The organism is Falsirhodobacter sp. 20TX0035 (assembly GCF_028307215.1).
In the GTDB taxonomy this organism is placed as follows: Bacteria; Pseudomonadota; Alphaproteobacteria; order Rhodobacterales; family Rhodobacteraceae; genus Falsirhodobacter.
In genome coordinates this window covers 59,332-83,175 of record NZ_JAQMHV010000014.1, presented here as the reverse complement: position 1 = coordinate 83,175, position 23,844 = coordinate 59,332, and the positions used below count along the sequence as shown (strand labels likewise).

At 67.6% G+C, this 23,844-nt stretch carries 23 protein-coding genes; 11 read left to right on the top strand and 12 right to left on the bottom strand.

The window, feature by feature from the left end:
• Positions 1-77 precede the first annotated feature (77 nt).
• From uvsE to PIJ50_RS14000, 6 genes are all read right to left on the bottom strand, one after another.
• Positions 78-1,139, bottom strand: a complete 1,062-nt coding sequence (gene uvsE, locus PIJ50_RS14025; RefSeq protein ID WP_271976066.1) for a UV DNA damage repair endonuclease UvsE — start codon at positions 1,137-1,139, stop codon at positions 78-80.
• Positions 1,136-2,185: a DHH family phosphoesterase gene (locus PIJ50_RS14020; protein ID WP_271976064.1), complete on the bottom strand. Its 1,050-nt coding sequence runs from the start codon at positions 2,183-2,185 to the stop codon at positions 1,136-1,138. Before PIJ50_RS14020 ends, uvsE begins: the two co-directional genes overlap by 4 nt.
• Before the next feature lie 74 nt (positions 2,186-2,259).
• Positions 2,260-2,631 carry a ribbon-helix-helix domain-containing protein gene (locus PIJ50_RS14015; protein ID WP_271976062.1) on the bottom strand — a complete coding sequence of 124 codons (372 nt, stop codon included), beginning with the start codon at positions 2,629-2,631 and terminating at the stop codon, positions 2,260-2,262.
• A 54-nt stretch (positions 2,632-2,685) separates the two neighbouring features.
• Positions 2,686-4,251: a GMC family oxidoreductase gene (locus tag PIJ50_RS14010; RefSeq protein ID WP_271976060.1), complete on the bottom strand. Its 1,566-nt coding sequence runs from the start codon at positions 4,249-4,251 to the stop codon at positions 2,686-2,688.
• Positions 4,248-4,763, bottom strand: coding sequence for a hypothetical protein (locus PIJ50_RS14005; protein WP_271976058.1), 516 nt, complete (start codon positions 4,761-4,763; stop codon positions 4,248-4,250). Before PIJ50_RS14005 ends, PIJ50_RS14010 begins: the two co-directional genes overlap by 4 nt.
• A 51-nt stretch (positions 4,764-4,814) precedes the next feature.
• Positions 4,815-5,210: a VOC family protein gene (locus PIJ50_RS14000; RefSeq protein ID WP_271976057.1), complete on the bottom strand. Its 396-nt coding sequence runs from the start codon at positions 5,208-5,210 to the stop codon at positions 4,815-4,817.
• Positions 5,211-5,338: 128 nt separating this feature from the next.
• On the opposite strand from PIJ50_RS14000, the gene dld reads away from it, so the two are divergent.
• The 3 genes from dld (at position 5,339) to PIJ50_RS13985 (ending at position 8,334) form a co-directional block, all read left to right on the top strand.
• A complete protein-coding gene (dld, locus tag PIJ50_RS13995) occupies positions 5,339-6,982 on the top strand; it encodes a D-lactate dehydrogenase (RefSeq protein ID WP_271976056.1) in 1,644 nt (547 codons plus the stop codon).
• 81 nt (positions 6,983-7,063) lie between these two features.
• Positions 7,064-7,855 carry an SDR family oxidoreductase gene (locus PIJ50_RS13990; RefSeq protein WP_271976054.1) on the top strand — a complete coding sequence of 264 codons (792 nt, stop codon included), beginning with the start codon at positions 7,064-7,066 and terminating at the stop codon, positions 7,853-7,855.
• A 314-nt stretch (positions 7,856-8,169) separates the two neighbouring features.
• Complete coding sequence (locus tag PIJ50_RS13985; RefSeq protein WP_271976053.1) at positions 8,170-8,334, top strand: hypothetical protein; 165 nt, start codon at positions 8,170-8,172, stop codon at positions 8,332-8,334.
• Between the two features lie 24 nt (positions 8,335-8,358).
• On the opposite strand, the gene PIJ50_RS13980 is transcribed toward PIJ50_RS13985, so the two are convergent.
• The 3 genes from PIJ50_RS13980 to denD are packed head-to-tail and all read right to left on the bottom strand — an operon-like array spanning position 8,359 to position 11,998.
• Positions 8,359-10,140 carry an IlvD/Edd family dehydratase gene (locus tag PIJ50_RS13980; protein WP_271976052.1) on the bottom strand — a complete coding sequence of 594 codons (1,782 nt, stop codon included), beginning with the start codon at positions 10,138-10,140 and terminating at the stop codon, positions 8,359-8,361.
• Positions 10,137-11,018 carry an NAD(P)-dependent oxidoreductase gene (locus PIJ50_RS13975; RefSeq protein WP_271976051.1) on the bottom strand — a complete coding sequence of 294 codons (882 nt, stop codon included), beginning with the start codon at positions 11,016-11,018 and terminating at the stop codon, positions 10,137-10,139. Before PIJ50_RS13975 ends, PIJ50_RS13980 begins: the two co-directional genes overlap by 4 nt.
• Entirely contained in the window at positions 11,015-11,998 is a 984-nt protein-coding gene (gene denD / locus PIJ50_RS13970; RefSeq protein ID WP_271976050.1) for a D-erythronate dehydrogenase, read from the bottom strand. The genes PIJ50_RS13975 and denD overlap by 4 nt, the downstream gene beginning before the upstream one ends.
• Positions 11,999-12,094: 96 nt before the next feature.
• On the opposite strand from denD, the gene PIJ50_RS13965 reads away from it, so the two are divergent.
• The 8 genes from PIJ50_RS13965 (at position 12,095) to PIJ50_RS13930 (ending at position 20,342) form a co-directional block, all read left to right on the top strand.
• On the top strand, positions 12,095-13,525 hold the full coding sequence (locus PIJ50_RS13965) for an FAD-binding oxidoreductase (protein WP_271976049.1): 1,431 nt from the start codon (positions 12,095-12,097) through the stop codon (positions 13,523-13,525).
• Between the two features lie 25 nt (positions 13,526-13,550).
• Positions 13,551-14,267, top strand: a complete 717-nt coding sequence (locus PIJ50_RS13960) for a FadR/GntR family transcriptional regulator (protein ID WP_271976048.1) — start codon at positions 13,551-13,553, stop codon at positions 14,265-14,267.
• Positions 14,268-14,390: 123 nt separating this feature from the next.
• Positions 14,391-15,557, top strand: a complete 1,167-nt coding sequence (locus PIJ50_RS13955) for a fumarylacetoacetate hydrolase family protein (RefSeq protein ID WP_271976047.1) — start codon at positions 14,391-14,393, stop codon at positions 15,555-15,557.
• Between the two features lies 1 nt (position 15,558).
• Positions 15,559-16,095, top strand: a complete 537-nt coding sequence (locus tag PIJ50_RS13950; RefSeq protein WP_271976046.1) for a TRAP transporter small permease — start codon at positions 15,559-15,561, stop codon at positions 16,093-16,095.
• Positions 16,092-17,369: a TRAP transporter large permease gene (locus tag PIJ50_RS13945; RefSeq protein WP_271976045.1), complete on the top strand. Its 1,278-nt coding sequence runs from the start codon at positions 16,092-16,094 to the stop codon at positions 17,367-17,369. The genes PIJ50_RS13950 and PIJ50_RS13945 overlap by 4 nt, the downstream gene beginning before the upstream one ends.
• A 24-nt stretch (positions 17,370-17,393) precedes the next feature.
• Positions 17,394-18,407: a DctP family TRAP transporter solute-binding subunit gene (locus PIJ50_RS13940; protein WP_271976044.1), complete on the top strand. Its 1,014-nt coding sequence runs from the start codon at positions 17,394-17,396 to the stop codon at positions 18,405-18,407.
• Between the two features lie 14 nt (positions 18,408-18,421).
• Positions 18,422-19,282 carry a DMT family transporter gene (locus tag PIJ50_RS13935; protein ID WP_271976043.1) on the top strand — a complete coding sequence of 287 codons (861 nt, stop codon included), beginning with the start codon at positions 18,422-18,424 and terminating at the stop codon, positions 19,280-19,282.
• A gap of 250 nt (positions 19,283-19,532) precedes the next feature.
• Positions 19,533-20,342, top strand: a complete 810-nt coding sequence (locus tag PIJ50_RS13930; RefSeq protein ID WP_271976042.1) for a glycosyltransferase — start codon at positions 19,533-19,535, stop codon at positions 20,340-20,342.
• Here PIJ50_RS13930 and PIJ50_RS13925 read toward each other — a convergent pair.
• The 3 genes from PIJ50_RS13925 to PIJ50_RS13915 all read right to left on the bottom strand — a co-directional run bounded on the left by PIJ50_RS13925 (position 20,339) and on the right by PIJ50_RS13915 (position 23,837).
• Positions 20,339-21,310, bottom strand: a complete 972-nt coding sequence (locus tag PIJ50_RS13925; protein ID WP_271976041.1) for a nucleoside hydrolase — start codon at positions 21,308-21,310, stop codon at positions 20,339-20,341. The two genes, PIJ50_RS13930 and PIJ50_RS13925, sit on opposite strands and share 4 nt — an antisense overlap.
• Before the next feature lie 64 nt (positions 21,311-21,374).
• Entirely contained in the window at positions 21,375-22,271 is an 897-nt protein-coding gene (locus tag PIJ50_RS13920; protein WP_271976040.1) for an alpha/beta hydrolase, read from the bottom strand.
• 15 nt (positions 22,272-22,286) lie between these two features.
• Positions 22,287-23,837 carry a hypothetical protein gene (locus PIJ50_RS13915; protein ID WP_271976039.1) on the bottom strand — a complete coding sequence of 517 codons (1,551 nt, stop codon included), beginning with the start codon at positions 23,835-23,837 and terminating at the stop codon, positions 22,287-22,289.
• Positions 23,838-23,844: the final 7 nt, after the last annotated feature.

The following is a 23,844-nucleotide window of genomic DNA, read 5'->3' as shown; positions in this document are numbered from 1 at the left end:
CCCCCCCCCCCCCCCCCCCCCCCCCCCCCCCCCCCCCCCCCCCCCCCCCCCCCCCCCCCCCCCCCCCCCCCCCCGCCTCACTCCTCGACGCTTTCCAGTTCGAACGTCTCTTCGGCGGCGCTGCCCTTCACGCCGAAGCGCGCGGCGATGTCGGGGGCATAGCGCAGCAGGTCGCTCCGCAGCCTCAGAAGCGACAGATCCTTGGTCTTCGCCTCCAGCATCACGTCGAACTCCAGTCCCGCCACCGTCCGCATGAAGGTGATGAACTCGAACGGGTTGGTGAAATCGGCGTGCCCGGTCCAGATCGGGGGCAGAAGCACGGTCTTGGTGCGGGCGGTGGACTTGCCGCCCTTGGCTGTCAGCGCCGCGCGTTCCTTTTCCGTCAGCTTGCGCTTGATCTCCCGCAGCTCCGTCCGGGGGGAGGAGAAGTGGATCTTCGGCCGCACCCCTTCGGGCCACGACCGGACGAACTGCTCCACGGTCGACCGAAGCTCCAGCCCCTCGGGGTTCAGGCAGCAATAATGCTGGTGATCGAAGATCAGCGGCACACCGCAGCGTTCGTGGATCCACAGGACGTCGGCCGCCGAAAAGCGGATGTCGTCGTTTTCCAGCACAAGACGCCGACGCACGGGCTCGGGGCATTGCTCATACCCCTCGATCCAGCGGGCGCGGCTTTGTTCGCGGTCGCCATAGACGCCGCCCACATGCGTCACCAGCACACCCTCCGGCCCCATGCCCATTCGGTCCAGCATCTCGGCCTGCGAACTCAGGTCCCAGATGCTTTTCGTCGTCAGCGCCGCGTCGGGGCTGTTCAGCAGCACGAACTGCGACGGGTGGAACGACAGCCGCATGTCCAGCGATCGCGCCTTCTGGCCCAGGGCCGCCAGTTCGGCATCGCTTTCTGCCACCATGCTATGGAATTGCGGCATGTCGGGATGGGTCGCATAGGGGGCAAGGTCCGACGACATGCGGTACATGTCGATGTCCACCTTCACGAGGTAGTCGAGGATCGCGTCGAGGTATTCCAGCGAGGTCTTCAGATGCGGGTTCTGCTGCCAGCGCCGCGTGTCGTTGCTTTTCAGATCCGGCTTGCCCATCACCTTGACGGGAAAGCCCAGACGCAGGGGGCGGGTGTTCATTCGGGGACCTTTTCGTCGGGAAAGCCGATGCGGGTGGCGAAGTCGTTCCAGTCGGCGGGCCGCAGCGCGCCGCCCGTGGCCTGCACGTGGCCGCTGCCGTATTCCTCGCCCGCACCGGGCGGGCGATGTTCGGCCAGAAAGCGGATGAGGTCGGTGCCCGTCGCCGTGCGGGCCGCGAAATGGATCCAGCCGGGGCGGTAGCCGGTGTTCACGGCCAGCACGATCTTGTCCTTCAGCCGCCCACGCCAGCCCTGCGCCACCAGGGGATGCACTTGGCAGGGGGAGGCGAAGCGGATCATCGCCACATCTCCGCGCACCTTGGGCGGCACCCGTTTCGCGACCTCCATCTCGGCCGCGACCTCGGCCTTGGCGGCGTGCAGATCGGCCGTTTCCGAATGCCCGCCCTTCAGCAGATCCTTCGGGGAGGTGCAGCGGAGCAGAAGCGCCAGCGCCGGGCCGGCATCGGCCCGTGCCGTGCGGCGCGGGGCATTGACCAGCGACACGGCGTCCCGCAGCGCCGTCTTGCCGAAACGGGCCTGCGCCTCGGCCAGTTCGGGAAACGCGTCGGAGGCCATGTCGCCGATCAGGCCCATAGCGGCCAGCCAGGACAGATCCTCCGGCGCGCCCGCGCACCACCAGGCCAGAAGGGAGGAGGTCGGCTCCGGCGTCCAGCCGTTGCCGGAAATGACAGTGGCCTCGCCCGGGGCGCCGGTGGGCACGTGGTGGTCGATCAGAACGGTGGGTGTTCCGGGCAGGATGTCGCCCGCGCGCACGCCCAGATCGGTCACGATCAGGCCACCGGGGCGGCGCGCCTCCAGCTCGGCCCGAAGGGCGGGAGACCAGGGGTTTTCCCCCTTGCCGGTGATGCGGATGTCGGCCGGGCGGCCAAGGCGTTCCAGCACCCGCGCCAGGGTCGCGACGGCGGACAGGCCGTCGGCGTCGAAATGGCCCAGAATCAGGGGGCGGCGGGCGGGATCGAAGCGGTCCAGCGCCGCCCGGAAGGCGGGTTCCACATCGGCCGGGGTCTGGATGGGGCTGTGCGACATGCCCGTCAACGGGCGGGACGGGCGTTTGGTTTCCTGTCATCGGCGGCGGATGTGTCCCGCCGCCGATGACATGTTCAGTTCGGACGGCCCGGGGCGGGACGTGCGCGCCGCAGCGTCTCCTCCGCCTCCATCTTCAGGATGCGGTCGGCCGGCAGCGCGTCCGCCCCTTCGCGCAGCAGGCCCTTCAGTCGCAAATCGATGAACCGCAGGCAGCACACCCTCAGGAACGAGGTGAAGTTGCCCAGATCATGCCCCTCGTCGATGGATTCATTGTAAAGCTGGTGAAGCAGTTGCGGCACGTTCATGTCGTCCTTGGCCGCGATCTCCTCCAGCACGGTCCAGAACATGTTTTCCAGCCGCACGCTGGTGACCATCCCGTCCATCCGGAGGGAACGGGTGTGGCTTTCCCAAAGCTGGGGATCGGCCCCGATGAAGACCCTGCACATCTTGCCTTCTCCTTCAGATCGTTCGCGGCAGGGGGCGCGGACGCCCCCGCCGGTTCACAGGTTGCCGCGCTTCAGTTCACCCGCCAGATGGTCAGCCTGCCGCATCGCCAGCGCCACGATGGTCAGCGTCGGGTTCGCCGCCGCCCCCGTGGTCATTTGCGACCCGTCCGAGATGAAGAGGTTCTCCACCTCATGCGTGCGGCCGTTGCGGTCGCAGACGCCGTCCGAAGGATCCGCGCTCATCCGGCAGGTGCCGAGGTTGTGGGTCGACGGGTAGGGCGGCGTGCGGTGATGCCCGATGGCGCCCACCGCGCCATAGATCGCCTCGGCCCGGCCATAGCCATATTCGCGCATCGCGACATCGTTGGCGTGATCGTCGAAATGCACGTTTGCCACGGGAAGGTCCCACTGGTCGCGCACCTTTTCCGACAGGGTGACGCGGTTCGTTTCCTGCGGCATGTCCTCGCCCACGATCCACATGCCCGCGGTGTTGGCATAGGCGTTCATGATCTCGGCGAACTCCGGCCCCCAGGCGCCGGGTTCGGCAAAGGCTGCCAGGAAGGCCGGCCCGAGGGAGATCGTCTCCATGTAGAAGCCACCCACGAAGCCGCGCGAGGGATCGTGCCTCGCTTCGTCCGCGATCAGGCCGGCCATGGTTTCGCCCCTGTACATGCGCACCGGCTTGTCGAAGCGGGCATAGACCGATCCGGTCAGGTGCCGCATGTAGTTGCGGCCCACCTGATCCGACCCGTTGGCCAGCCCCTTGGGGTACCGCGAGCTGTCGGACAGCAGCAGAAGGCGAGCGGTCTCGATCGAGTTGCCGGCCACGCAGACCACGCGCGCCGCCTGACGTTGCAGATGCCCGTCCTTGTCGGCATAGATCACCGCGTCGGCCTTGCCCGCCGCGTCATGCGTGATGCGCACCGCGTGGCTGTCGGGGCGCAGGTCGAGAAGGCCCGTCTCCAGCGCGCGCGGGATTTCCCGCACCATGATCGACCACTTCGCCCCGCTCTTGTCGCCCTGGAAGTTGAAGCCGTCCTGGATGGAGGCGGGGCGGCCGTCATAGGGTTCGGCGTTGGTGGCATAGGGGCCCGTGGCGTACATCTTGTAGCCCACACGCTCTGCCCCGTTGGCAAATACCTTGTAGTTGTTGTTGGCCGGCAGCGCCTTCCGCCCGTGGCGGTGGGTCGATCCCATCGCGATCTCGGCCCGGTCGTAATAGGGCTCCATCTCGGCCAGTGTGATGGGCCAGTCCAGCAGGTTCGCGCCTTCGACCTTGCCATAGGTGGACAGGGCCTTGAACTCGTGGTCCTTGAAGCGGGGCGTGGCGCCCGACCAGTGCGTCGTGGTGCCGCCCACGGCCTTCACGATCCAGGCGGGCAAGGCGGGAAAGTCCTTCGCGATGCGCCACGAACCCGAGGTCGTGCGCGGGTCGAGCCAGGCCATCTGGTGGAAGGCCTTCCACTCGTCGTTCTCGTAATCCTCGTTTTTCAGGTAGGGACCGGCTTCCAGCACGACGCAAGGGATGCCCTGCTTCGTCAACTCATAGGCGAGCGTGCCGCCGCCCGCGCCCGATCCGATGATGACAACGGCGGGTTCGTCCTGTGCGATCTGTGTCATGCCTCACCCCCCTGATATTCTTCGATCCGCGGCTCGGGCAGCCAGTCGAGGTCGTTGAACCCCCGGTTCACGTAACCGCCCTTGTCGAAGCTTGGCCCCTCGTAGCCGAGCGCCTCCCACACCTCGGGATCGTCATAGAAGGCCAGAAGCGCCGAACCCTGCACCTGCGTGAAGAAGTCGTGGCCCTGCATGCCGCGCAGATGGTCCAGCGCGGCCGCGTCGTCCATCTCCTCGAACTTCAGGTTCATCAGGTCCTGAATGGCGGCGGCGAAGGCCACCTGCCGGCCCGGCTTTTCGCAGGCCATGTTCAGCACGGCCTCGGCGGTGCGGATATAGGGGTCGTCGCCGATCTGCGGATGCGGGAACATCACCCGCAGCATCCGCGCGAGAAGCTTGCGCGATCCCGATCCGCGTTCAAGCCCGATCGGGATGCGTTTGTAGTTGTCGTCGGCGACCGTCGACACGGCCACCGAGGACGCGCTGCCCGAAGGCACGCTGCGCGTCATTTCCATGGTGTCTCCTCCCAAAACTCCCGCGGCCCCTCCACAGGCCGCATTCATCCCTCAGCCGAACCGTCCTCCGCGTCCGATCACCTCGATCTGATAGCCGTCGGGGTCCTGCACGAAGAAGAACCGTGCCAGCGTGCGCCCTTCATGCTGGAAATCCACCAGCTTGCGCGGAGCCAGCCCCTCCGCCTCGAACCGCGCATGTTCGGCGTCCACGTCCTCCACTACGAAGGCGGAATGGCCGTAGCCCTTGCCCGGATCGTAAGGCTCAGTCTGGCCCTTGTTGATCGTCAACTCCAGTTCGAACGTGTTCTCCGCGTTCGACAGGTAGACGAGCACGAAGTCGTCGAACTCGATCCGGTCGGCCACGTTCAGCCCGAAGGCGCGGTCGTAGAAGGCGACGGAGCGCCCTTCGTCCAGAACCCGGATCATGCTGTGCACGAATTTCGCCAAGCGTTCCCTCCTCATCCTCATATGGGACCGATGTTAGGCGCGGAAACCGGCCTGCGGGTATTATGCCCATACTACCCGCAGGATCGTGGAAAATTTATGCTGGACCGAATGAAGGGGAGAGACGACCGATGCCGCATGACAGCCTGACCCAGCGCCTGACCGCCATTGTGGGCGCGCGCCACTGCCTGACCGAACCCCACGCGACCGAGCGTTTCCGCAAGGGCTTCCGGTCGGGCGAGGGAGAGGCGGCGGCCGTCGTAATCCCCGGCACGCTGCGCGAGATGTGGGCCGTGCTTCAGGCGGCGGTGGAGGCGGGGGCCATCCTGATCCTGCAGGCGGCGAATACGGGGCTGACCGAAGGATCGACCCCCAAGGGGGCGTATGACCGGCCCGTGGTCATCATCTCCACCCTGCGGCTGGACCGCATCCACCTGCTGGACGGCGGCCGCCAGATCCTGAGCCTGCCGGGCGGAACGCTCTACACGCTGGAACGGCTGCTGGGGAAGGAGGGGCGGACCCCGCATTCCGTGATCGGGTCGTCCTGCCTTGGCGCGTCGATCGTGGGGGGCGTGTGCAACAATTCGGGCGGCGCGCTGGTGCGGCGGGGGCCGTCCTACACCGAATGCGCGCTGTTCGCGCAGGTGGGCGCGGATGGCGTGCTGCGATTGGTCAACCATCTGGGCATCGACCTGGGCGACACGCCCCAGGAGATGCTGGACCGCCTAGACCGTGGGGAGATCGGAACAGTTCATCAGGCGGGCCGCGCCTCGGACCACAATTATGCCGAACGCGTGCGCGACGTGCAGGCGGCCACGCCCGCCCGCTTCAACGCCGACCCGCGCGGCCTGCACGAGGCGTCGGGTTCGGCCGGAAAGGTCGCGGTCTTCGCCGTGCGGCTGGACACCTTCGCGGCCGAGGCGGGGGACCGGATCTACTACATCGGCACCAACGACACGGCTGCCCTGACCGACCTGCGCCGCCGCCTGCTGACCGAACTGCCGGAGCTGCCGGTCAGCGGCGAATACCTGCACCGCGACTGTTTCGACATCACCCATCGCTATGGCAAGGACACGGTGCTGATGATCCACTGGCTGGGCACGGACCGGCTGCCGCGCTTCTTCGCGCTGAAGGGGGCGCTGGACGCGCGCTTGCCGAAGGGGCTGACGGATCGCGTGCTGCAGGGCCTGTCGCGCCTGCTGCCGGAGGCCCTGCCGCGCCGGATGCTGGAGTTTCGCGCTTGCTATGAACATCACCTGATCCTGAAGGTGTCGGGCGCCACGGCGGCGCAGACGGAAGACATCCTGACGCAGACTGTGGGGCAGGGCTGGTTCGCCTGTGACAAGGACGAAGCCGGCAAGGCCATACTGCACCGCTTCGCCGCCGCGGGCGCCGCCGTCCGCTACGGCGCCGTGCACCGGAGGGGCGAAATCCTCGCCCTCGACATCGCGCTGCGCCGCAACGACACGGAGTGGTTTGAGCGGCTTCCCCCCGAATTCGACTCGCAGGTGGAACAGAAGCTGTATTATGGCCACTTCCTGTGCCACGTGCTGCATCAGGATTACGTGCTGAAGCCCGGCGCGGACGCCGCCGCCGTGAAGGCCGCCATGCTGGAACGGCTGGACGCGCGGGGGGCGGAATATCCCGCCGAACACAATGTCGGGCATCTTTATAAGGCCAAGCCCGCGCTGGCCGCCCATTACGCGGCGCTGGATCCGACCAACTGCTTCAACCCCGGCATCGGCAAGACACCACGCCATCGCCACCCGTATTAGGGCGCTACTACCCGCTGCGCGCCGGATGCGGCTAGCCTTTCCAAAGGGGCCGGAGGAGCCCCGACTGGAGAGGAGAACATCATGGTCACCACGGTTTCATCATCCACGGCGCTGGTCACAGGCGCGGGTCGTGGCATCGGCAAGGCGATCGCGGCCCGGCTGGCGGCGGACGGGCACGACCTTGTTCTGAACGACGTGTCCCAGAACGCCGATCTGCTGGAAACCACCGCCGAGGAGATCCGCACCAGCGGCCGCAAGGTCACCACGGCGCTGGCCGACGTGTCGGACGCAGCACAGGTGAAGGAGATGGTGGCCAAAACCGCAACCGATCACGGCCGCCTGAACGTGATGGTCGCGAACGCCGGCATCGCCCGCGTCACCTCGCTTCTGGAAACGGACGTGGAGGAGTGGGACCAGGTGATGGCCGTGAACCTGCGCGGCGTCTTCCTGTGCTATACCGAAGCCGCGCGCCAGATGATCGCGCAGGGCGGGGGCGGCAAGATCATCGGTGCGGCGTCCATCGTGGCGTATCGGCCCTTTGCGCTGCTGTCGCATTATTCGGCGTCGAAATGGGGCGTGCGGGGGCTGACGCAGGGCGCGGCGATGGAATGGGCCAAGCACGGCATCACCGTCAACGCCTATTGCCCCGGCATCGTCGGCACGGCCATGTGGGACCTGATCGACCAGAAGCTGGCCGCCGAGGAGGGGATGCAGCGCGGCGAAGCGTTGAAGAAATACTCCGAAAGCATCCATCTGGGCCGCGTGTCGGTGCCCGAGGACGTGGCCAAGCTGGTGTCCTACCTCGCCTCGCCCGACAGCGACTACATGACCGGGCAGTCCATCATGATCGATGGCGGCATCCAGTTCAGCTAGATCCTGCCGCTGCCTGCTAAGGGAACGGATCCGGACAGCGGGCGGCATTATTGTCTTGACAGGTGGTGGGGGAGGGGGCAGACCTTCGCCCATCACGCCCGCGTGATGAAAGACGCGAATCCGCCCACTGCGAGAAAGGAGGGTCACATGCATCATAAGATCGATCGACACGACCGCTCCGGTCCCAGGGGTGCCCTGCGACGTCGCTGGCATCCCGCCACCTCGCAGGGCTGATCGAACGCCTTTTCCGGTTCTTCGATCTGCCCGCATCTGCAGCCACCGCTGCATGTCCGTGCATCTGAAGGACTTTCCCAGTGTTTTCGATCTTGTTGAAGATGGCGTCCGCCATCCCGGCGCTTTGGCCTGCGCCGAAGCCGCTTCCCTCCGATCTGGATGAACGGCAGCGGGCCGATATCGGCCTGTCGCCCGGACCCGACCGTTCCCCCGCGTGGTGGGACGTGCCGGGGTTCCGGCGGTAGCGGGCGGGCCTTCCGGCCCGCCGTTCAGTGATTGTGCCGCGGCAGGTTACCGCTGATGCGCGTGAACGCTTCGGCGTCCCGGATCGTCGCGCCCTCCACCATCTGGGTGACCGTGTCGCGGTAGATCTTCTGCCACGGCGTGGCGGAGGCGGGGACGGGGGGCAGGCCCTCCGTCTGACGCCGCTCGATCTCCTCGGGCGTCACCAGCATGTCGCAGCGGCCCTGGTTCAGGTCGATGCGGATGGTGTCGCCGGTCCGCAGCCAGGCCAGCCCCCCGCCGGCCGCGCTTTCGGGCGAGGCGTTGAGGATCGACGGGCTGTCGGCCGTGCCCGACTGGCGTCCGTCGCCGATGGTGGGCAGGCTGCGGATGCCCCGCTTGATCAGGTGGTCCGGCGGCTGCATGTTCACCACCTCGGCCGAGCCGGGCCAACCGAGCGGCCCGGCCCCCCGGATCACGAGGATGGACCATTCGTCGATGTCCAGCTCGGGGTTGTTGATCCGGGCGTGGTAGTCGGCCGATCCGTCGAAGACGACGGCCTTGCCCTCGAACACCCCCTCATGCCCCGGCCGGGACAGGTAGCGTTCGCGGAATCCGTCCGAGATGACGCTGGTTTTCATGATCGCGAAATCGAAAAGGTTGCCGGAAAGAACGAGGAAGCCCGCCCGCTCCATCATCGGGGCGTCGTAGGCCTTGATCACCTCGCGATCCGTGCTGGCGCGGCCGACGAGGTTTTCGGCCATCGTCTTGCCGGTCACGGTGGGACAGTCGCCGTTCAGCTGCCCCGCCTGCAGCAGTTCCCACATGATGGCCGGCACGCCGCCCGCCCGGTGGAAGCGTTCGCCCAGATAGGCGCCGGCCGGCTGGACGTTGGCCAGAAGCGGGATGTCGTATCCGTGGACCTGCCAGTCATGGGGATGCAGCTCCGCCCCCGCATGCAGGGCCATCGCCATGATGTGTGGCTGCGCGTTGGTCGATCCGCCGATGGCGGAGGTGACCTTGATCGCGTTCAGGAAGGCGGCCCGCGTCATGATCTGCGACGGGCGGATGTCCTGCCGCACCAGTTCCACCGCGCGCTGCCCGGTGCGATAGGCGATCTGCCCCCGTTCGCGATAGGCGGCGGGAATGGCCGCGCCCCCCGTCAGCGACATGCCCAACGCCTCGGCGATGGCGTTCATGGTCGAGGCCGTTCCCATGGTGTTGCAATGCCCGATGGACGGCGCGGAATCGAGGGCGGTCTGCAGGAACTCGTCCCGCGTGATCTCTCCGGCGGCGTAGCGGCGCCGGGATTGCCAGATGATCGTGCCGGAGCCGACGAGCTTGCCTTCGTGCCAGCCGTCCAGCATCGGCCCGCCCGACAACACGATGGCCGGCAGGTCCACCGTCGCCGCCGCCATCAGAGCCGAAGGCGTGGTCTTGTCGCAGCCCGTCGTCAGGACCACCCCGTCGAAGGGATAGCCGTACAGCAGTTCCACCAGCCCCAGATAGGCGAGGTTGCGGTCCAGCGCGGCCGTGGGGCGCTTGCAGTTTTCAAATAGGGGGTGCGACGGGAATTCGATCGGGATGCCGCCCGCGTCGCGGATGCCGTCGCGCACGCGCTTGGCCAGGTCCAGATGGTGGCGGTTGCAGGGGTTCAGGTCGCTGCCCGACTGCGCGATCCCTATGACGGGCTTGCCCGACCGCAGCTCCTCGGGGGTGGTGCCATAGTTCATGAACCGTTCCAGATACAGCGCGGTCAGGTCGGCGTGGTCGGGATTGTCGAACCAGTCCTGCGAACGCAGGCGGCGCGGGGTCTGGTCGGAGGTCATGGTTCGTCCTTGTGGTTGATCGCTTCAAGATGCAGGAGAAGCCCGCTGTGATCGGTGTCGCCATGGCCGCTGGCGACGAAGTCGCGAAAGGCGGCCCGCACCGTGTCCGTCAGCGGCAGGGTCAGCCCCGCCGTTGCCGCCAGATCTGTGGCGCTGTCCAGATCCTTCAACTGCAAACGCGACGGGCCGCCGGGGGTGAAGTCGCGGTCGACCATGCGCCCGCCATGCAGATCGAGGATGCGGCTTTCGGCGAACCCGCCGCGAATCGCCTCGCGGAATCGGGCGCGGTCGGCGCCCCCGGCAGAGACGAGGATCATCGCCTCGGCCACCGCGCCGATGGTGATGGCCACGATCTGCTGGTTGGCCAGCTTGCAGACCTGACCGGCGCCCGAAGGGCCGACATGGGTCACCCGCCCCAAGGCCGACAGAACGTCCGTCACGCCTTCGATCACCGCCGCGTCGCCCCCCGCCATCAGGGCGAGTGTTCCTTCCCGCGCCCCCACGACGCCGCCCGAAACCGGACAATCGACGTAATGGACGCCCAGATCGGCCAGTCGTTGCGCGTGAAGGCGTGCCTGCATCGGCGCGATGGACGAGGTGTCGATCATCACCGCCTCGCGCGACAGCGCCTGCGCCACCCCCTGTTCGAACAGCACGGAGGCCACGGCCGGGCCGTCCGCCAGCATGGTGAAGACGATCTCCGCCCCGGTCACGGCCTGCGCAGGATCGGTGGCCAGCGTCGCGCCGTCGGGCACCAGCGCCTCGGCCTTCGCGGTGGCGCGGTTCCAGACGGTGACGCGGTGGCCCGTGGCCAGCAGCCTCCGCGCCATCGGCGCCCCCATCAGGCCGTTGCCCAGAAAGGCGATGCGGCGGGTCACAGCGTGCCCCCCAGCTCATCCTCGACATGAACGCGGATGATGTCGTCGAAGCTGTCCTCAGAGGTGAAGCCAAGGGCGCGGGCGCGTGTCGCCTCGAACCCCGGGGCCCAGCTTTCGCACATCCGGGTGATGAGGGGATCCGGCTCCCTTCGGATCAGCGCGACGGCCTTGTCGCCGGCCACGCGGCGCAGCGCCTCGATCTGATCGCCCACTGTCGCGCTGAGGCCGGGCATCGACAGGTTCCGCCGTGGGCCGATGGCCCCCGTGTCCATCGTGGCAGCATGAATCATGAACCCCACGGCCGAGCGGGGAGAGGTGTGCCAGTGCCGGATGGTGTCGGGCACCGGCAGGATGGCGGGCTGGCCGACCAGAGGCTCCCTCAGGATGTTGGAAAAGAAGCCCGACGCCGCCTTGTTCGGTGCGCCGGGCCGGATGCAGATCGTGGGCAGGCGGATGCCGATGCCATCGAAGAAGCCGTGGCGGGTGTAGTCGGCCAGCAGCAGCTCGCTGATCGCCTTCTGCGTGCCATAGCTCGTCAGCGGGGTGGTGTGGAAATCGTCGGGGATGGGGAAGGGCAGGGGCGCGCCCACCACCGCGATAGAGGAGGCGAAGACCACGCGCGGGTGGTAGCCCTCGGCCCTATGGGCGTGACGGATGGCCTCGAACAGCTCCAGCGCGCCGTCGAGGTTGATGCGGTAGCCCTTCTCGAACTCCGCCTCCGCCTCGCCCGAGACGATGGCCGCGAAGTGGAAGATCACGTCGGGCCGCCCTTCGATCAGCCGCGCGGCGGTGCCGGGGGCGGACAGGTCGGCGGTCACGCGGTTCGTGCGGCCTTCGAACCCTTCCGGCGCGTCCGGGCGCACCACATCCGCCAGCGTCAGCGCCTCCAACGCCCGTTCCCCAAGCGCGCCGTGGCGAACCAGCCGCTGTGTCAGCTTGCGCCCCAGCATTCCGGCCGCGCCGATGATCAGGATGTGCATGCCGTTCCCTCCCTCCAAATCACGCATCGCAATCTGCTGCGGATAGGATAGTATGATTGTCTGACGACCTGCAAACCCTAAGACATGGACGACGTCATGATGTTGACCAAGGATGTGGACACGACGCTGGATGCGCAGCTGATCGCGCGGTTGGGCCCCGATCTGGTGCTGGTGGGGGAGGCGGTCCTGCCCTATTGCCGCGACTGGCACGGCGATGTGCAGACCGGTGCCGTGGCCGTCCTGCGTCCGCGCGACACCGTCGAGGTGCAGGCCTGCGTTTGCACCGCGGTGGCGCTGGGGCTGGCCATCGTGCCGCAGGGCGGGAACACCGGCCTCGTGCTGGGGGCCACGCCCGACGCGCCGGCCCGTCAGGTCGTGATCACCCTGGAACGCATGACGCGCATCCGCAGCCTTGATGCCGACAACTTCTCGGCCGTGGTGGAGGCGGGGGCGGTGCTGGAGGTCGTGAAGGACCGGGTGGCCGAGGCGGGGCTGTTCTTTCCGCTGTCCCTTGGCGCGCAGGGCAGCTGCCGGATTGGGGGCAACGTGTCGACCAATGCAGGCGGGATCAACGTCCTGCGTTATGGGATGACGCGCGAACTGGTGCTGGGGCTGGAGGTCGTCCTTCCCGATGGCAGCCTGTATGAAGGGCTGTCGACGCTGCGCAAGGACAACCGGGGGATCGACCTGAAGCAGCTGTTCATCGGTGCCGAAGGGACGCTGGGGATCATCACCGCGGTGTCCCTGAAGCTGCTGCCCGCGCCGGATCAGGTGGCCACCGCACTGGTCGGGCTGGCGGGGCTGGAGGATGTGATCGCCCTGTATCGCCGCGCCCGCCGGGACTGCTGCGACCTGATGTCGGCCTTTGAATTCATGCCTCCGCTGGCGATCGTTCTGGCGCGGGAGGCGATGCCCGACCTGCCCATCCCGATGGACGCCACCTGTCCCGCCTATGCGTTGATCGAGATCTCGGGCTCTGGCCTCGTGGATGTGGAGGACCTGATGCAGCGGTTCCTGGAGGCGGCGTTCGAAAGCGGCCTCGCGCTGGACGGCGTGATCGCGCAGTCGACGGCGCAGGCGCGCAACCTGTGGGCCATCCGCGAGGGGATGAACCTGGGCCAAGCGCAGCGCGGGCGGCACATGCGGACCGACATCTCCGTCCCCCTGTCGCGGCTGGCCGATTTTGTGGCGGAGGCCGAGGCGGCGGTCTTGGCCGAGATGCCGGGCTGCGTCTGCGTGTCCTATGGCCATGTGGGGGACGGGAACGTGCATCTGAACGTGTTGCCCGACTACACGCTGGGACCGGACCGGGTGGATCCGCAGATCCTGAATGCCAAGAAGATCGTGAACGCCGTGCTGGACCGCTATGACGGCTCGATCAGCGCCGAACACGGGATCGGCCGCCTGAAAAAGGATGATTTCGAAGCGCGCCTGCCTGCGGTACATCGCGGGCTTCTGACTCGGATCCGGCAGGCGCTGGATCCGGCGGCCAGCATGAACCCCGGTTGCCAGATCGACCTGTCCTGACCCGCCCGACCCGCAAGGAGCAAGAATGAGCGCCGATTTCACCCAGATCCCCCGGGCCGAGCATCTTCCGGCGCGGATCGCCGCGCAGTTCACGCAGCAGATCCAGAAGGGCGCGCTGAAGCCCGGGGACAAGCTGCCCACCGAACACGCCTTGTCGAAGAACTTCGGCGTCAGCCGGACCGTCATCCGCGAGGCGATCGCCCAGTTGCGCAACGAAGGCATGATCGAGACGCGGCAGGGCGTGGGGGCCTTCGTCATCGAACGCCCGACGCGCCACATCCGGCTGGACGATGGCGGGCAGATGGACGAGGGGGCCTTCCGCCACCTGTTCCAGCTGCGCGTCCCGCTGGAGATCGAGGCGGCGGGGCTTGCCGCCCTTCACCACGGGCCGGAGCATCTGCGCCAGATGGACGAGGCGATGGTCCGGATGGCCGACACGGGCGAGGGGGCGCAGGACGGGATGCTGGCCGATCTGGACTTCCACCGCACGATCGCGGCGGCGACGGGCAACGACTATTTCGTGCAGTTCCTCGGCGCCATCTCGGACCGGATCCTGCACACCATCGTCGCCTCCCGTCGCCGGACGCCGCTGGAGGAGATCGTGGACGTGGTCGGCCGCGAACATGCGGAACTGCGGGACGCGATCGCAGCGGGCGACGCGGCGCGCGCCCGGGCGGCGATGCGGACGCACATGATCGGGTCCACCCGGCGCGTCGCGCTGGAACTGGACCTTCACCCCTGAAAGGGCGCTCCAAGATTCCGGTGGACAGGTCGGCGGCCTCCCGCTTAAGGTCATGTGATACTGTTGTCTGACATCATCAGGCGACGCGGTGCTGGAGGGCGCCGTCACATGGGGGGGAGCAAGGTGGCTTCACGGCAGCCTTTGAACGCGTCCGCGCTTTTGCCGCAGGATGCGGAGCGTGCGACATTGGTCGGACGGGTCTGGTCGAGCCGCGAGGGCGGGCCCTGTCCCGTCGTCCTGCGCAACGGGAACGTCCATGACCTGAGCGCCCTGTCCGCCACGATGTCCGGCCTTCTGGAGCGGGAGGATCTGCCGGCGGTGCTGGCCGCGCCGGACCTGCCGGATCTGGGCCCCTTGCAGGATTTTCTGGACGGCAAGGCCGGGCATCTGCTGGCACCGGTCGACCTTCAGGCCATCAAGGCGGCGGGCGTCACCTTCGCCGACAGCATGCTGGAACGCGTGATCGAGGAACAGGCCCGCGGCCACAGCGCCCGCGCGCAGGAGGTTCGGGCCCGTCTGGCCCCCGTGATCGGGGAAAACCTGCGCGGCGTGCAGGCTGGATCCGACAAGGCCCGCCAGATCAAGGCCCTGTTGCAGGAGATGGGGCTGTGGTCCCAGTATCTTGAGGTCGGGATTGGCCCGGACGCCGAGATCTTCACCAAGGCCCAGCCCATGGCGTCGGTCGGATGCGGCGACCGTGTCGGCATCCACCCCATGTCCGACTGGAACAACCCCGAACCGGAGGTCGTGGTCGTGGTCCGGTCCGACGGCGCGATCTTGGGCGCCACGCTGGGCAACGATGTCAACCTGCGCGACGTGGAAGGCCGCTCGGCCCTGCTGCTGGGCAAGGCCAAGGACAACAACGCGTCCTGCGCGATCGGGCCGTTCCTTCGCCTGTTTGACGACGGCTACACGATGGACGACCTGAACCGATCCCTCGTGTCGCTGGTGGTGGAAGGGGAAGACGGCTTCGTCATGACGGGCGAAAGCGCCATGGCCGCGATCAGCCGATCCCCCGTCGATCTGGTGGGCCAGCTTCTGAACCGGTCGCACCAGTATCCCGACGGGGCGGTGCTGTTCCTTGGCACCATGTTCGCGCCGGTGAAGGACCGCCGCGCCCCCGGGCAGGGCTTCACACACGAGGTGGGCGACCGGGTGGAGATCGCCTCCCCCCGGCTGGGCCGTCTGGTCAACTGGGTGGACCGGACCGACCGCTGCCCCGAATGGCGGTTCGGCGTGCGGGAGCTGATGCGCAACCTTGCCGCCCGCAATCTGGCCGAGAGGGTCTGAGATGGCATCCGCGGTCCGGATCTTCTTCCGCTTTCTCGACATCCTTCTGGCGCTGCTGCTGGCGACGATGGCGATCATGGTCTTCGTCAACGTGGTCCTGCGCTACACCATGAATTCCGGCATCGCCATGTCGGACGAACTGTCCCGCTTCGCCTTTGTCTGGCTGACCTTCATCGGCGCGGTGGTGGCCCATCACCACCATCTTCACATGGGGATGGAGACGTTCGTGGCCCGCTTCGGCCGCCGGGGGCGCCTTGTGCTGATGGGGCTGTCGGACGTGCTGATCATCGGGTGCGCGGCGGTGCTGACCACCGGCACGTGGAAGCAGCTGCCCATCAACGCCAGCATGAATGCGCCCGTGTCGGGCCTGTCGATGGCCTGGGTCTACGGGATCGGGCTGTTCACGGGGGTGGGCATCATCCTCATCACCGTCGAACGGCTGGCGCGCCTTCTGGCCGGACGCGTGACCGAGGCGGAGATCCGCAGCTTCTGCGGCGAGATGGACCCGGCCGAGGGCGTGCGCGGAGGTGGCGAATGACGCTTCTCGTCTTCATCGTCTCGCTTCTGGGGTCCATGGCCATCGGCGTGCCGGTCGCCTTCGCGCTGATCTTCTGCGGCGTCGTCCTGATGTCGTACATGGGCATGTTCAACACCCAGATCATCGCGCAGAACATGCTGATCGGGGCCGACACCTTCACGCTGCTGGCCATCCCCTTCTTCATCCTGGCCGGAGAGCTGATGAACGCGGGCGGGTTGTCCAAGCGCATCATCGACTTCGCCATAACCTGCGTGGGCCACATCCGGGGCGGGCTGGGGCTGGTCGCGATCATCGCGGCGGTCATCATGGCCTCGATCTCGGGCTCGGCCGCGGCGGACACGGCGGCGCTGGCCGCGATTCTGATCCCGATGATGGCGCGGGCGGGCTACAACGTGCCGCGGTCGGCGGGCTTGATCGCGGCGGGCGGGATCATCGCGCCGGTCATCCCGCCCTCCATGGCCTTCATCATCTTCGGGGTGGCGGCGAACCTGTCCATCTCCAAGCTGTTCATGGCGGGGATCGTGCCGGGCGTGCTGATGGGGCTGGTGCTGGTCGTCACTTGGATGATCGTGGCGCGCAACGACAAGGTCACGACCCTGCCGCGCGCCAGCTGGGGGGAGTGCGGGCGCACCTCGGCCAAGGCGCTTTGGGCGTTGGGCATGCCGGTGATCATCCTGGGCGGCATCAAGCTGGGTGTCGTCACCCCGACCGAGGCCGCGGTCATCGCCGCCTTCTACGCGCTGTTCGTGGGCATGGTCGTCTACCGCGAGCTGAAGCCCCGGGATCTGCCGCACGTGCTGATCGCGGCGGGGCGGACCACGGCGGCGATCATGTTCCTGGTCTGCGCCGCGCTGGTGTCGGCCTGGCTGATCACGGCCGCCAACATCCCCGCCGGCATCGCGGGATACATCGAGCCGCTGATCGACAACCCGAAGCTGCTGATGCTGGTGATCATGGTTTTGGTGCTTATCGTGGGCACCGCGCTGGACCTGACGCCCACCATCCTGATCCTGACCCCGGTCCTGATGCCCATCATCGCCAAGGCCGGGATCGATCCGATCTATTTCGGGGTGATGTTCATCATGAACTGCTGCATCGGCCTGCTGACCCCGCCGGTGGGCGTGGTGCTGAACGTGGTCAGCAGCGTGGGCCGCGTGCCCCTGGGCAAGGTGATCACAGGCGTCTGGCCGTTCCTGATCGCGCAGGTGGTCGTGCTGCTGCTGCTGGTCCTGTTCCCCGACATCGTCATCGTGCCGGCCAACTGGTTCTACTGACAACAACAAAAGGGAGGAAAACCAATGAAACATACCGCGCTGAAGGCCATCCTGTGCGTCACCACCCTGATGACCGCGACCGGCCCCGCTTTGGCCGAGTTCAAGGAGCGCAGCTTCCGTGTCTCCAACGGCATCAACGAGGATCATCCCGTCAACAACGGCATCAAGGCGATGCAGGCCTGCCTGGACGAAAAGACGGGCGGCAAGATGAAGATGCAGGGCTTCTGGGGCGGCGCGCTGGGGGGTGACCTTCAGGCCACCCAGGCCGTGCGTTCGGGCCTGCAGGAGGCGGTGGTCACCTCTTCCTCGCCCCTCGTGGGGATGCTGCCGGCGCTGGGCGTCTTTGATCTGCCCTTCCTGTTCCGCAGCCCCGAGGAGGCCTACACCGTCATGGACGGCCCGTTCGGAGAGACGATCACCGAGAAGCTGGACGCGATCGGGCTCGTGAACCTCGGCTACTGGGAGAACGGGTTCCGCAACATGTCGAACTCGCAGCGCCCGATCCAGACATGGGAGGATTTCGAGGGCATGAAGGTGCGGGTGATGCAGAACAACATCTTCCTCGACACCTTCTCCAATTTCGGGGCCAACGCGACGCCGATGTCCTTCGGCGAGGTGTTCTCGGCGCTGGAGACGAAGGCCATCGACGCGCAGGAGAACCCCTACGTGACCATCGACACCTCGAAATTCTACGAGGTGCAGGAATACATCTCCGAGACCAAGCACGCCTACACGCCGTTCCTGTTCCTCTTCTCCAAGGCGATCTTCAACACTTACGCGCCCGAGGAACAGCAGGCCCTGCGCGACTGCGCCGCCGTCGGACGGGACGTGGAGCGGGAGGCGATCCAAGAGCTGAACAAGCAGTCGCTGGCGAAGATGGAAGCCGCCGGGCTGAAGTTCAACACTCTGACGCCGGAGGCGCAGGAGGAGATGCTGGCGAAGTCGCAGGTCGTCTATGACAAGCACAAGGCCGACATCGGCGCGGATGTGGTGGACCAGGTGCAGGGCATCCTGGCCGAGCTGCGCGCCGCGAACTGACGCCGGGACCGGCGATGTCCGGCAACCGGGCGGGGGCGGTGCTGATGCTGCTGGGCATGGCCGCCTTCGCCATGAACGACGCGCTGGGCAAGTGGCTGGTGGCCGATTACGGCGTGGCGCAGGTGGTTCTTCTGCGCTCGCTCGCCGCGGGTGTGATGATGGCGCCGTTCCTGCTGCGCGGGGGTGGGACGATGGCCCGCCTTCGCGCCATGCCGCGCCCGGGCCTGCAGGCGCTGCGGGCCGCCTGCGCCACGGCCGAAGTGTTCCTGTTCTACCTTGCCGTGTCCCACATGCCGCTGGCCGAGGTGATGGCCTTCTGGATGGCAGCGCCGATCTATATCCTCGCCCTGTCCCCTTTGTTGTTGAGGGAGCGGGTGGGGGCGGCCACATGGGCGGCGGTGGCGGCCGGATTTGCGGGCGTGCTGATCCTGCTCGCCCCCTCGGGTCACGTCGCGACGCCGGGGGCGGTGTTCGCGCTGATGGGCACGGCGGCCTTTGCCGTGATCATGGTGCTGGGCCGGTCGCTGCGGCAGACGCCGGACCGCGACCTCGTGCTGTTCCAGATTGGGGCGGCGGGGCTGGCCGGGCTGGTGCTGGCGCCGCTGGACTGGCAGCCGGTCGCTTCGGCGGGCGATCTGGGACTGCTGTTCCTGCTGGGCGTGGTGGCGACGGCCGCGCATCTTCTGGTGACTCGTTCGCTCAAACTGGCCGAGGCGTCGGTGGTGGCCCCTCTGCAATATTCGCTGCTGCTGTGGGGGGCGCTGTTCGGCTTTCTTCTGTTCGGCGACGTGCCGGACCGCAACACGCTTGGGGGTGCGGCGCTGATCGTTGGGTCGGGCCTGATCGTCCTGCGCCGCACGCCTGCGAACGGATAAAGGTGGCGGTGACCTTCGCCACCGCCACCTGAAAAACATCCCGTCCGGTCCCGGGGGCCGGCGCGACGTGACACTCGTTAAGAACTGCAACCGATTACACTCTCCGCCAGATTGCGTGCTACGTCCAGCAAACTTTTAGGCAGGATGCCCGTGGCGGTCGGTGTGTCGTTTGTCGAGGGCACAACAGGTTGGGCTTGTATCGGGTTCCCTTGCGCATAGGATGTGTCACGAACAGTTCAGGGGACGGCGCATGTATCAGGTTCTCGGCTTGTGCCGCTTCTCCCTTCTGGTGGAAGGGGGCTTTCAGGTGGAGCATGAGAATTTGGATGCGCGGCGTGCCATGCTCTACGATCCGGAGCGGCTGGCCCTGCGTTTCGTGTGGTTCGAGGAGGTGTGCCTTCCCTCCCTCCGCCGGCAGACGGACCCCAATTTCACCCTGATCCTGCTGACCGGCGTTGATTTTCCCGATTGGGCGCTGGCGCGCTTGCGCGAGGCGACGCGCGACATTCCGCAGATCGTCCTGCACCAGATCCCGCCGGAACGTCACCGCCCCGCCTGCCGCCGGGTCCTGCGGGCCGCGGTGGATCCGGCGGCGAGGGCCGTGCTGCAGTTCCGGCTGGACGATGACGACGCGGTGGCCTTCGACTTCGTGGAACGGCTGCGCGCCGACCTTGCGCTGGCGCAGGGGCTGATGGACCGCGACGGCCGGCTGTATCTGGACTACAACCGCGGCTTCACCCTGATGACCCCGCCCGAAGGCCGCCAGATCCTGGCACAGGTGGCCGATCGGGTGGCGGCGGGGCTGGCGGTGGCGTTCCGGCCCGGCGACGGGTCCTGCGTGATGGACTTCGCCCACAATAAGATCCATCAGGTCATGAACGGCCTGGCCTTCACCGACCCCTACATGTATGTGCGCGGCAAGAACGGACTGAACGACAGCACGGGCGGCCAGTTCAGGCATGGGGGCGTCCGCCTCGACATGGATGCCGCCACCTGCGAGGCGCAACTGGCCACCCGCTTTGGCATCGATCTGGCCCGTTTCGACGCGGCGACCGCCTAGGCGTTGCCGCACACCTTCGCGATCCGGTCAAGGATCGCCGCCCCGTCGCCATCCATCGCCACCTGCTGCGACCGCCGCCCGTCCCAGTCCGAGGGCGGGAAGCCGATCCCGTCGGGGCGTTGCAGCGTTTGGCCGCGGAAGGGGCCGTGGTCGCAGACGCGGACGCTGCCGCCCTGCAGGTCGAACAGGTCTGGATCGGTCAGGAAGACCCCGGCGGTGCAGTCATGGACCAGCATTCCGGCCTCGCCGTTGCTTTCGTAAAAGCCGATGTAGTCCTGCGACAGGGCGCCCACCATGCGCATTGCGTCGTCGCCCGTCCGGCACAGGTCCGCCAGCGCCTGCCGGGTCATGACGGTGCGACGCGTCACATTCAGCGGGATCGCGGTAACCGGCCATTGGGCGCGGAAGACGTGATCGGCCGCCAAGGGATCGCCGAAGATGTTCGCCTCGGCCGCCGGGGTGATGTTGCCATGCGTGCCGAAGGCCCCGCCCATCAGCACCACGTCCCGGACCAGCCCAGCGATCTCCGGCGCCTCCGCCAAGGCGAGGGCAAGATTCGTCATCCGCCCTACGGCGAGGATCCGCACCTCACCGGGATGGGCGCGGATGGTGTCGATCAGGAAGGCGACGGCAGTGGATGTCGGGGGGTCGGCCGGTTCCCCCACCGGAAGGTTGCCAAGGCCGTTGTTGCCGTGGATGTGCCAAGGGAAGTCCTCCGCCACGGGAACCAGCGCCTCGGCCGCGCCGGCATGGACGGGGGCGGTCGCGCCGAAGGCGCGCGCGAGGACGCGGGCGTTGCGGAACGTCATGGACAAAGGCGCATTGCCGAAGACGGTGGTCACGCCCAGCAGGTCGATGTCCGGGTGGCGCGCCAGATACAGAAGCGCCAGCGCGTCGTCCACGCCGGGATCGGTGTCGAAGATCACCTTGTGCATGGGACGCGATCCGCGTGCGGGCGAATGGGACATGGGCAGGCTCCGGATGGTTGCGCCGCACCTTCTGGCGGATCGGACCGTGGGTGTAAACCGCGGCCTAGTCGCGCCGGCGCATGTGCGCGGACAGGAAGCGCAGCGCCTCTGGCAGCCCGCTGTCCCAGTAGGACCAGTCATGTCCGCCGTCGCGCACGACGAAACGGTGGGGGATGGCCTTGTTCCGCAGGGCAAGGTGGAGGGCGGCGTTGCCGTTGAAGAACGGATCCTCGGCGCCGACATCCATGGACAGGTGCACGTCCTTGGCCACCACCGTTTCCGCCAGCCGGGCCGGATCGGCGGCCCGATACACCTCGTTCAGGCGTTCGGGGCCTTCCAGCCCCGCGCCGAATGCGCCGCCAAAGCGCAGGTCGAAGGCGGGCTGCGCCATCTGCACCGTGTCGTCGTCCGTGCGGAACGCCCCGCTCAGCACCGCCGCGGCACCGAACAGGTCCGGGTGGCGCATGTGGTGGACCGTGGCCGCGAACCCGCCCATGGAGATGCCCAGAAGCGTCCGGCTTTCGGCCGTGGCGATCGTGGGATAGAAGCGGTCGATATGAGGAAGAAACTCCTGCAGGAACATCTCCTCCCAAAGGTAGGCGCCGTCGGCGTCGTTCAGGAAGTAGGTGTTGCGTGGATCGCCGTCGGGGCGCCGTCCGTCGGGGGCCACGGCGATTACGGGGGGGATCTCTCCGGCTTCGATCATGCGGTCCAGCATGCGGTCCAGCGCGACGAAGCGGAACCAGTCGGCCGGCTGCCCGTCCGCCGCGCCGTGCAGCAGCACGATCACCGGATAGCGCCGCACCGCCCCGCCGAAGCCGGGCGGCAGGTAGACGGCATAGCCCACGTTCCCGTTCAGGATCCGGCTGTGCATGGAGGCGTTTTCCTGCACGCGTCCGGTCTGCGCATGCCCCGGCAGCGTCCAGAGGCACAGGATCAGGGTGGCGAGCAGGGTCTTCATCGAAACACTCTTCCCTCAGAAGCTGAAGCGGTAGGTGACCCGCAGCGCCCCGCTGGCAAGGCCACGGCTGTTGCCGCCACTGTTCCACGGAAAGCGGTTGCCGGCATAGTTCGAATACTCGATCGCCACCCGGTCGTTCACGACGTAGCTGGCGGAATAGGAATAGTCGGGCTGGTATTCGGTCTGTGTGCCCGGCGAATAGACGTTGGCGGTGGCTCGGAAGGTGAATTTGCCGAAGGCCGTCAGCCCGCAGGAAAACCCGCCATTGGGGCTTTCGCCGGGTGTCAGAGCGGCAAAGCCCTGGCAGTTCAGCTTGCCCAGCGCATCCCAGCCGGTGATCTTGCCCATGTCCAGTGGCGGCAGGGATTTCGACAGCCGGAACCCGCCCCCGCCGAAGGCATTGATCACGCTTTGCGGCTGGCGCGGAAACTGGGCCGAGTAGCTGGCATATTGCAGGTTGTAGCCGCCGGGCAGCGGGTAGGACAGCGCGTAGGAGAAGCTCGCATCCGAGTCCGACCGCTGGCTGGCGACTGGATAGCCCGTCATCGACAGCCGGATGTTCAGCCCGGAGGAGTGGCGGTAGCTGCATCCGAAGGTGCCGGACAGCTTGCCAAAGCGGACGTCTCCGCCCTGCGGGTCCAGATAGGTCAGCCCCATGTTGCCGCTGAGCGTGCAAGTGAAGCGGTCCGGTGCTGCGGCGGCGGTCTGGGGGGGCGATGTCGCGGCGGGCACCGCCCGGCGGACCACGCTGGGGCGCGTCGGCGCGATTGGGCCGGTTCGCAGCGCGCGGAGCGTCGCGGGCCGTGCGGCAACCGGGGTCACGGCGACAGAGGGTGCAGCTACGGGCGGCACAGCGATCCGGGGCACGGCGGGCGCTGGTGCTGCGGCGGCAGGCTGGGAAGGGGTGGCTGACATGTATGGCGTGTCGGTCGGGGCAGTGGCGGGTGGGGGTGCCACGGCGGCAAGCCTGGGGGGAGCGGCCCGGACGGAAGGCATAGCGGCGGGCGTCTGGGAAGGGGCGGCGGGGGCGGATGGCCTCCAGTCCGTAACAGTGGCAAGGCTTGTTCCCGGAACCGCGCCCACCTCCGGCGCGGTCCCGGGCGCGGGCAGCATTGGTCGGGCAGACGCACCGGGCGCCGCCAGCTCGGCAGGCGCCACGGCCACGGCAGGCGGAAGGCCGCTGCGGAGGACCCAGCCCTCCATCTCGGCCAGAACCTCGGTCGCGGGGACGGGGGCGGCGGGGGGTGGGGTGACGGGCCGGCAGCCGGTGGGCGGTTCGCAGCGGATCGGCGTCACCCCCCGGCTGAAATTCGGATGGCGGCTGAGGATCCCGTTCCCGTCAGGGAAGATGCGGTAATACCAGCCGTCCTTTTCTCCCGACTGGTAGGTGGACCAGACAAGGGCGCTGGGCGTGTCGATCAGCACCTCGCTGGCCCCCGAGGCAAAGTCCGACGAGGTGTCGAGCACGCGCGGCCCCGGTGCCGCGGGAAGATCGTCCTGCGCCAGCGCCGGATGGGCCAGAAGGCAGACCAGCGAGGCGGAAAGGCGCAGGCCGCGCGGGGACATGGGCGCG

What these genes read in the sequence shown, in the direction of transcription:
- PIJ50_RS13980 (WP_271976052.1), bottom strand. Translation starts at nt 10,140, where the DNA reads ATGACCTCCGACCAGACCCCGCGCCGCCTGCGTTCGCAGGACTGGTTC.
- PIJ50_RS13920 (WP_271976040.1), bottom strand. Translation starts at nt 22,271, where the DNA reads ATGAAGACCCTGCTCGCCACCCTGATCCTGTGCCTCTGGACGCTGCCG.
- PIJ50_RS14010 (WP_271976060.1), bottom strand. Translation starts at nt 4,251, where the DNA reads ATGACACAGATCGCACAGGACGAACCCGCCGTTGTCATCATCGGATCG.
- PIJ50_RS13930 (WP_271976042.1), top strand. Translation starts at nt 19,533, where the DNA reads ATGTATCAGGTTCTCGGCTTGTGCCGCTTCTCCCTTCTGGTGGAAGGG.
- PIJ50_RS13945 (WP_271976045.1), top strand. Translation starts at nt 16,092, where the DNA reads ATGACGCTTCTCGTCTTCATCGTCTCGCTTCTGGGGTCCATGGCCATC.
- uvsE (WP_271976066.1), bottom strand. Translation starts at nt 1,139, where the DNA reads ATGAACACCCGCCCCCTGCGTCTGGGCTTTCCCGTCAAGGTGATGGGC.
- PIJ50_RS14005 (WP_271976058.1), bottom strand. Translation starts at nt 4,763, where the DNA reads ATGGAAATGACGCGCAGCGTGCCTTCGGGCAGCGCGTCCTCGGTGGCC.
- PIJ50_RS13935 (WP_271976043.1), top strand. Translation starts at nt 18,422, where the DNA reads ATGTCCGGCAACCGGGCGGGGGCGGTGCTGATGCTGCTGGGCATGGCC.
- PIJ50_RS14020 (WP_271976064.1), bottom strand. Translation starts at nt 2,185, where the DNA reads ATGTCGCACAGCCCCATCCAGACCCCGGCCGATGTGGAACCCGCCTTC.
- PIJ50_RS13940 (WP_271976044.1), top strand. Translation starts at nt 17,394, where the DNA reads ATGAAACATACCGCGCTGAAGGCCATCCTGTGCGTCACCACCCTGATG.
- PIJ50_RS14015 (WP_271976062.1), bottom strand. Translation starts at nt 2,631, where the DNA reads ATGTGCAGGGTCTTCATCGGGGCCGATCCCCAGCTTTGGGAAAGCCAC.
- PIJ50_RS13915 (WP_271976039.1), bottom strand. Translation starts at nt 23,837, where the DNA reads ATGTCCCCGCGCGGCCTGCGCCTTTCCGCCTCGCTGGTCTGCCTTCTG.
- denD (WP_271976050.1), bottom strand. Translation starts at nt 11,998, where the DNA reads ATGCACATCCTGATCATCGGCGCGGCCGGAATGCTGGGGCGCAAGCTG.
- PIJ50_RS13950 (WP_271976046.1), top strand. Translation starts at nt 15,559, where the DNA reads ATGGCATCCGCGGTCCGGATCTTCTTCCGCTTTCTCGACATCCTTCTG.
- PIJ50_RS13965 (WP_271976049.1), top strand. Translation starts at nt 12,095, where the DNA reads ATGATGTTGACCAAGGATGTGGACACGACGCTGGATGCGCAGCTGATC.
- dld (WP_271976056.1), top strand. Translation starts at nt 5,339, where the DNA reads ATGCCGCATGACAGCCTGACCCAGCGCCTGACCGCCATTGTGGGCGCG.
- PIJ50_RS13960 (WP_271976048.1), top strand. Translation starts at nt 13,551, where the DNA reads ATGAGCGCCGATTTCACCCAGATCCCCCGGGCCGAGCATCTTCCGGCG.
- PIJ50_RS13925 (WP_271976041.1), bottom strand. Translation starts at nt 21,310, where the DNA reads ATGTCCCATTCGCCCGCACGCGGATCGCGTCCCATGCACAAGGTGATC.
- PIJ50_RS13990 (WP_271976054.1), top strand. Translation starts at nt 7,064, where the DNA reads ATGGTCACCACGGTTTCATCATCCACGGCGCTGGTCACAGGCGCGGGT.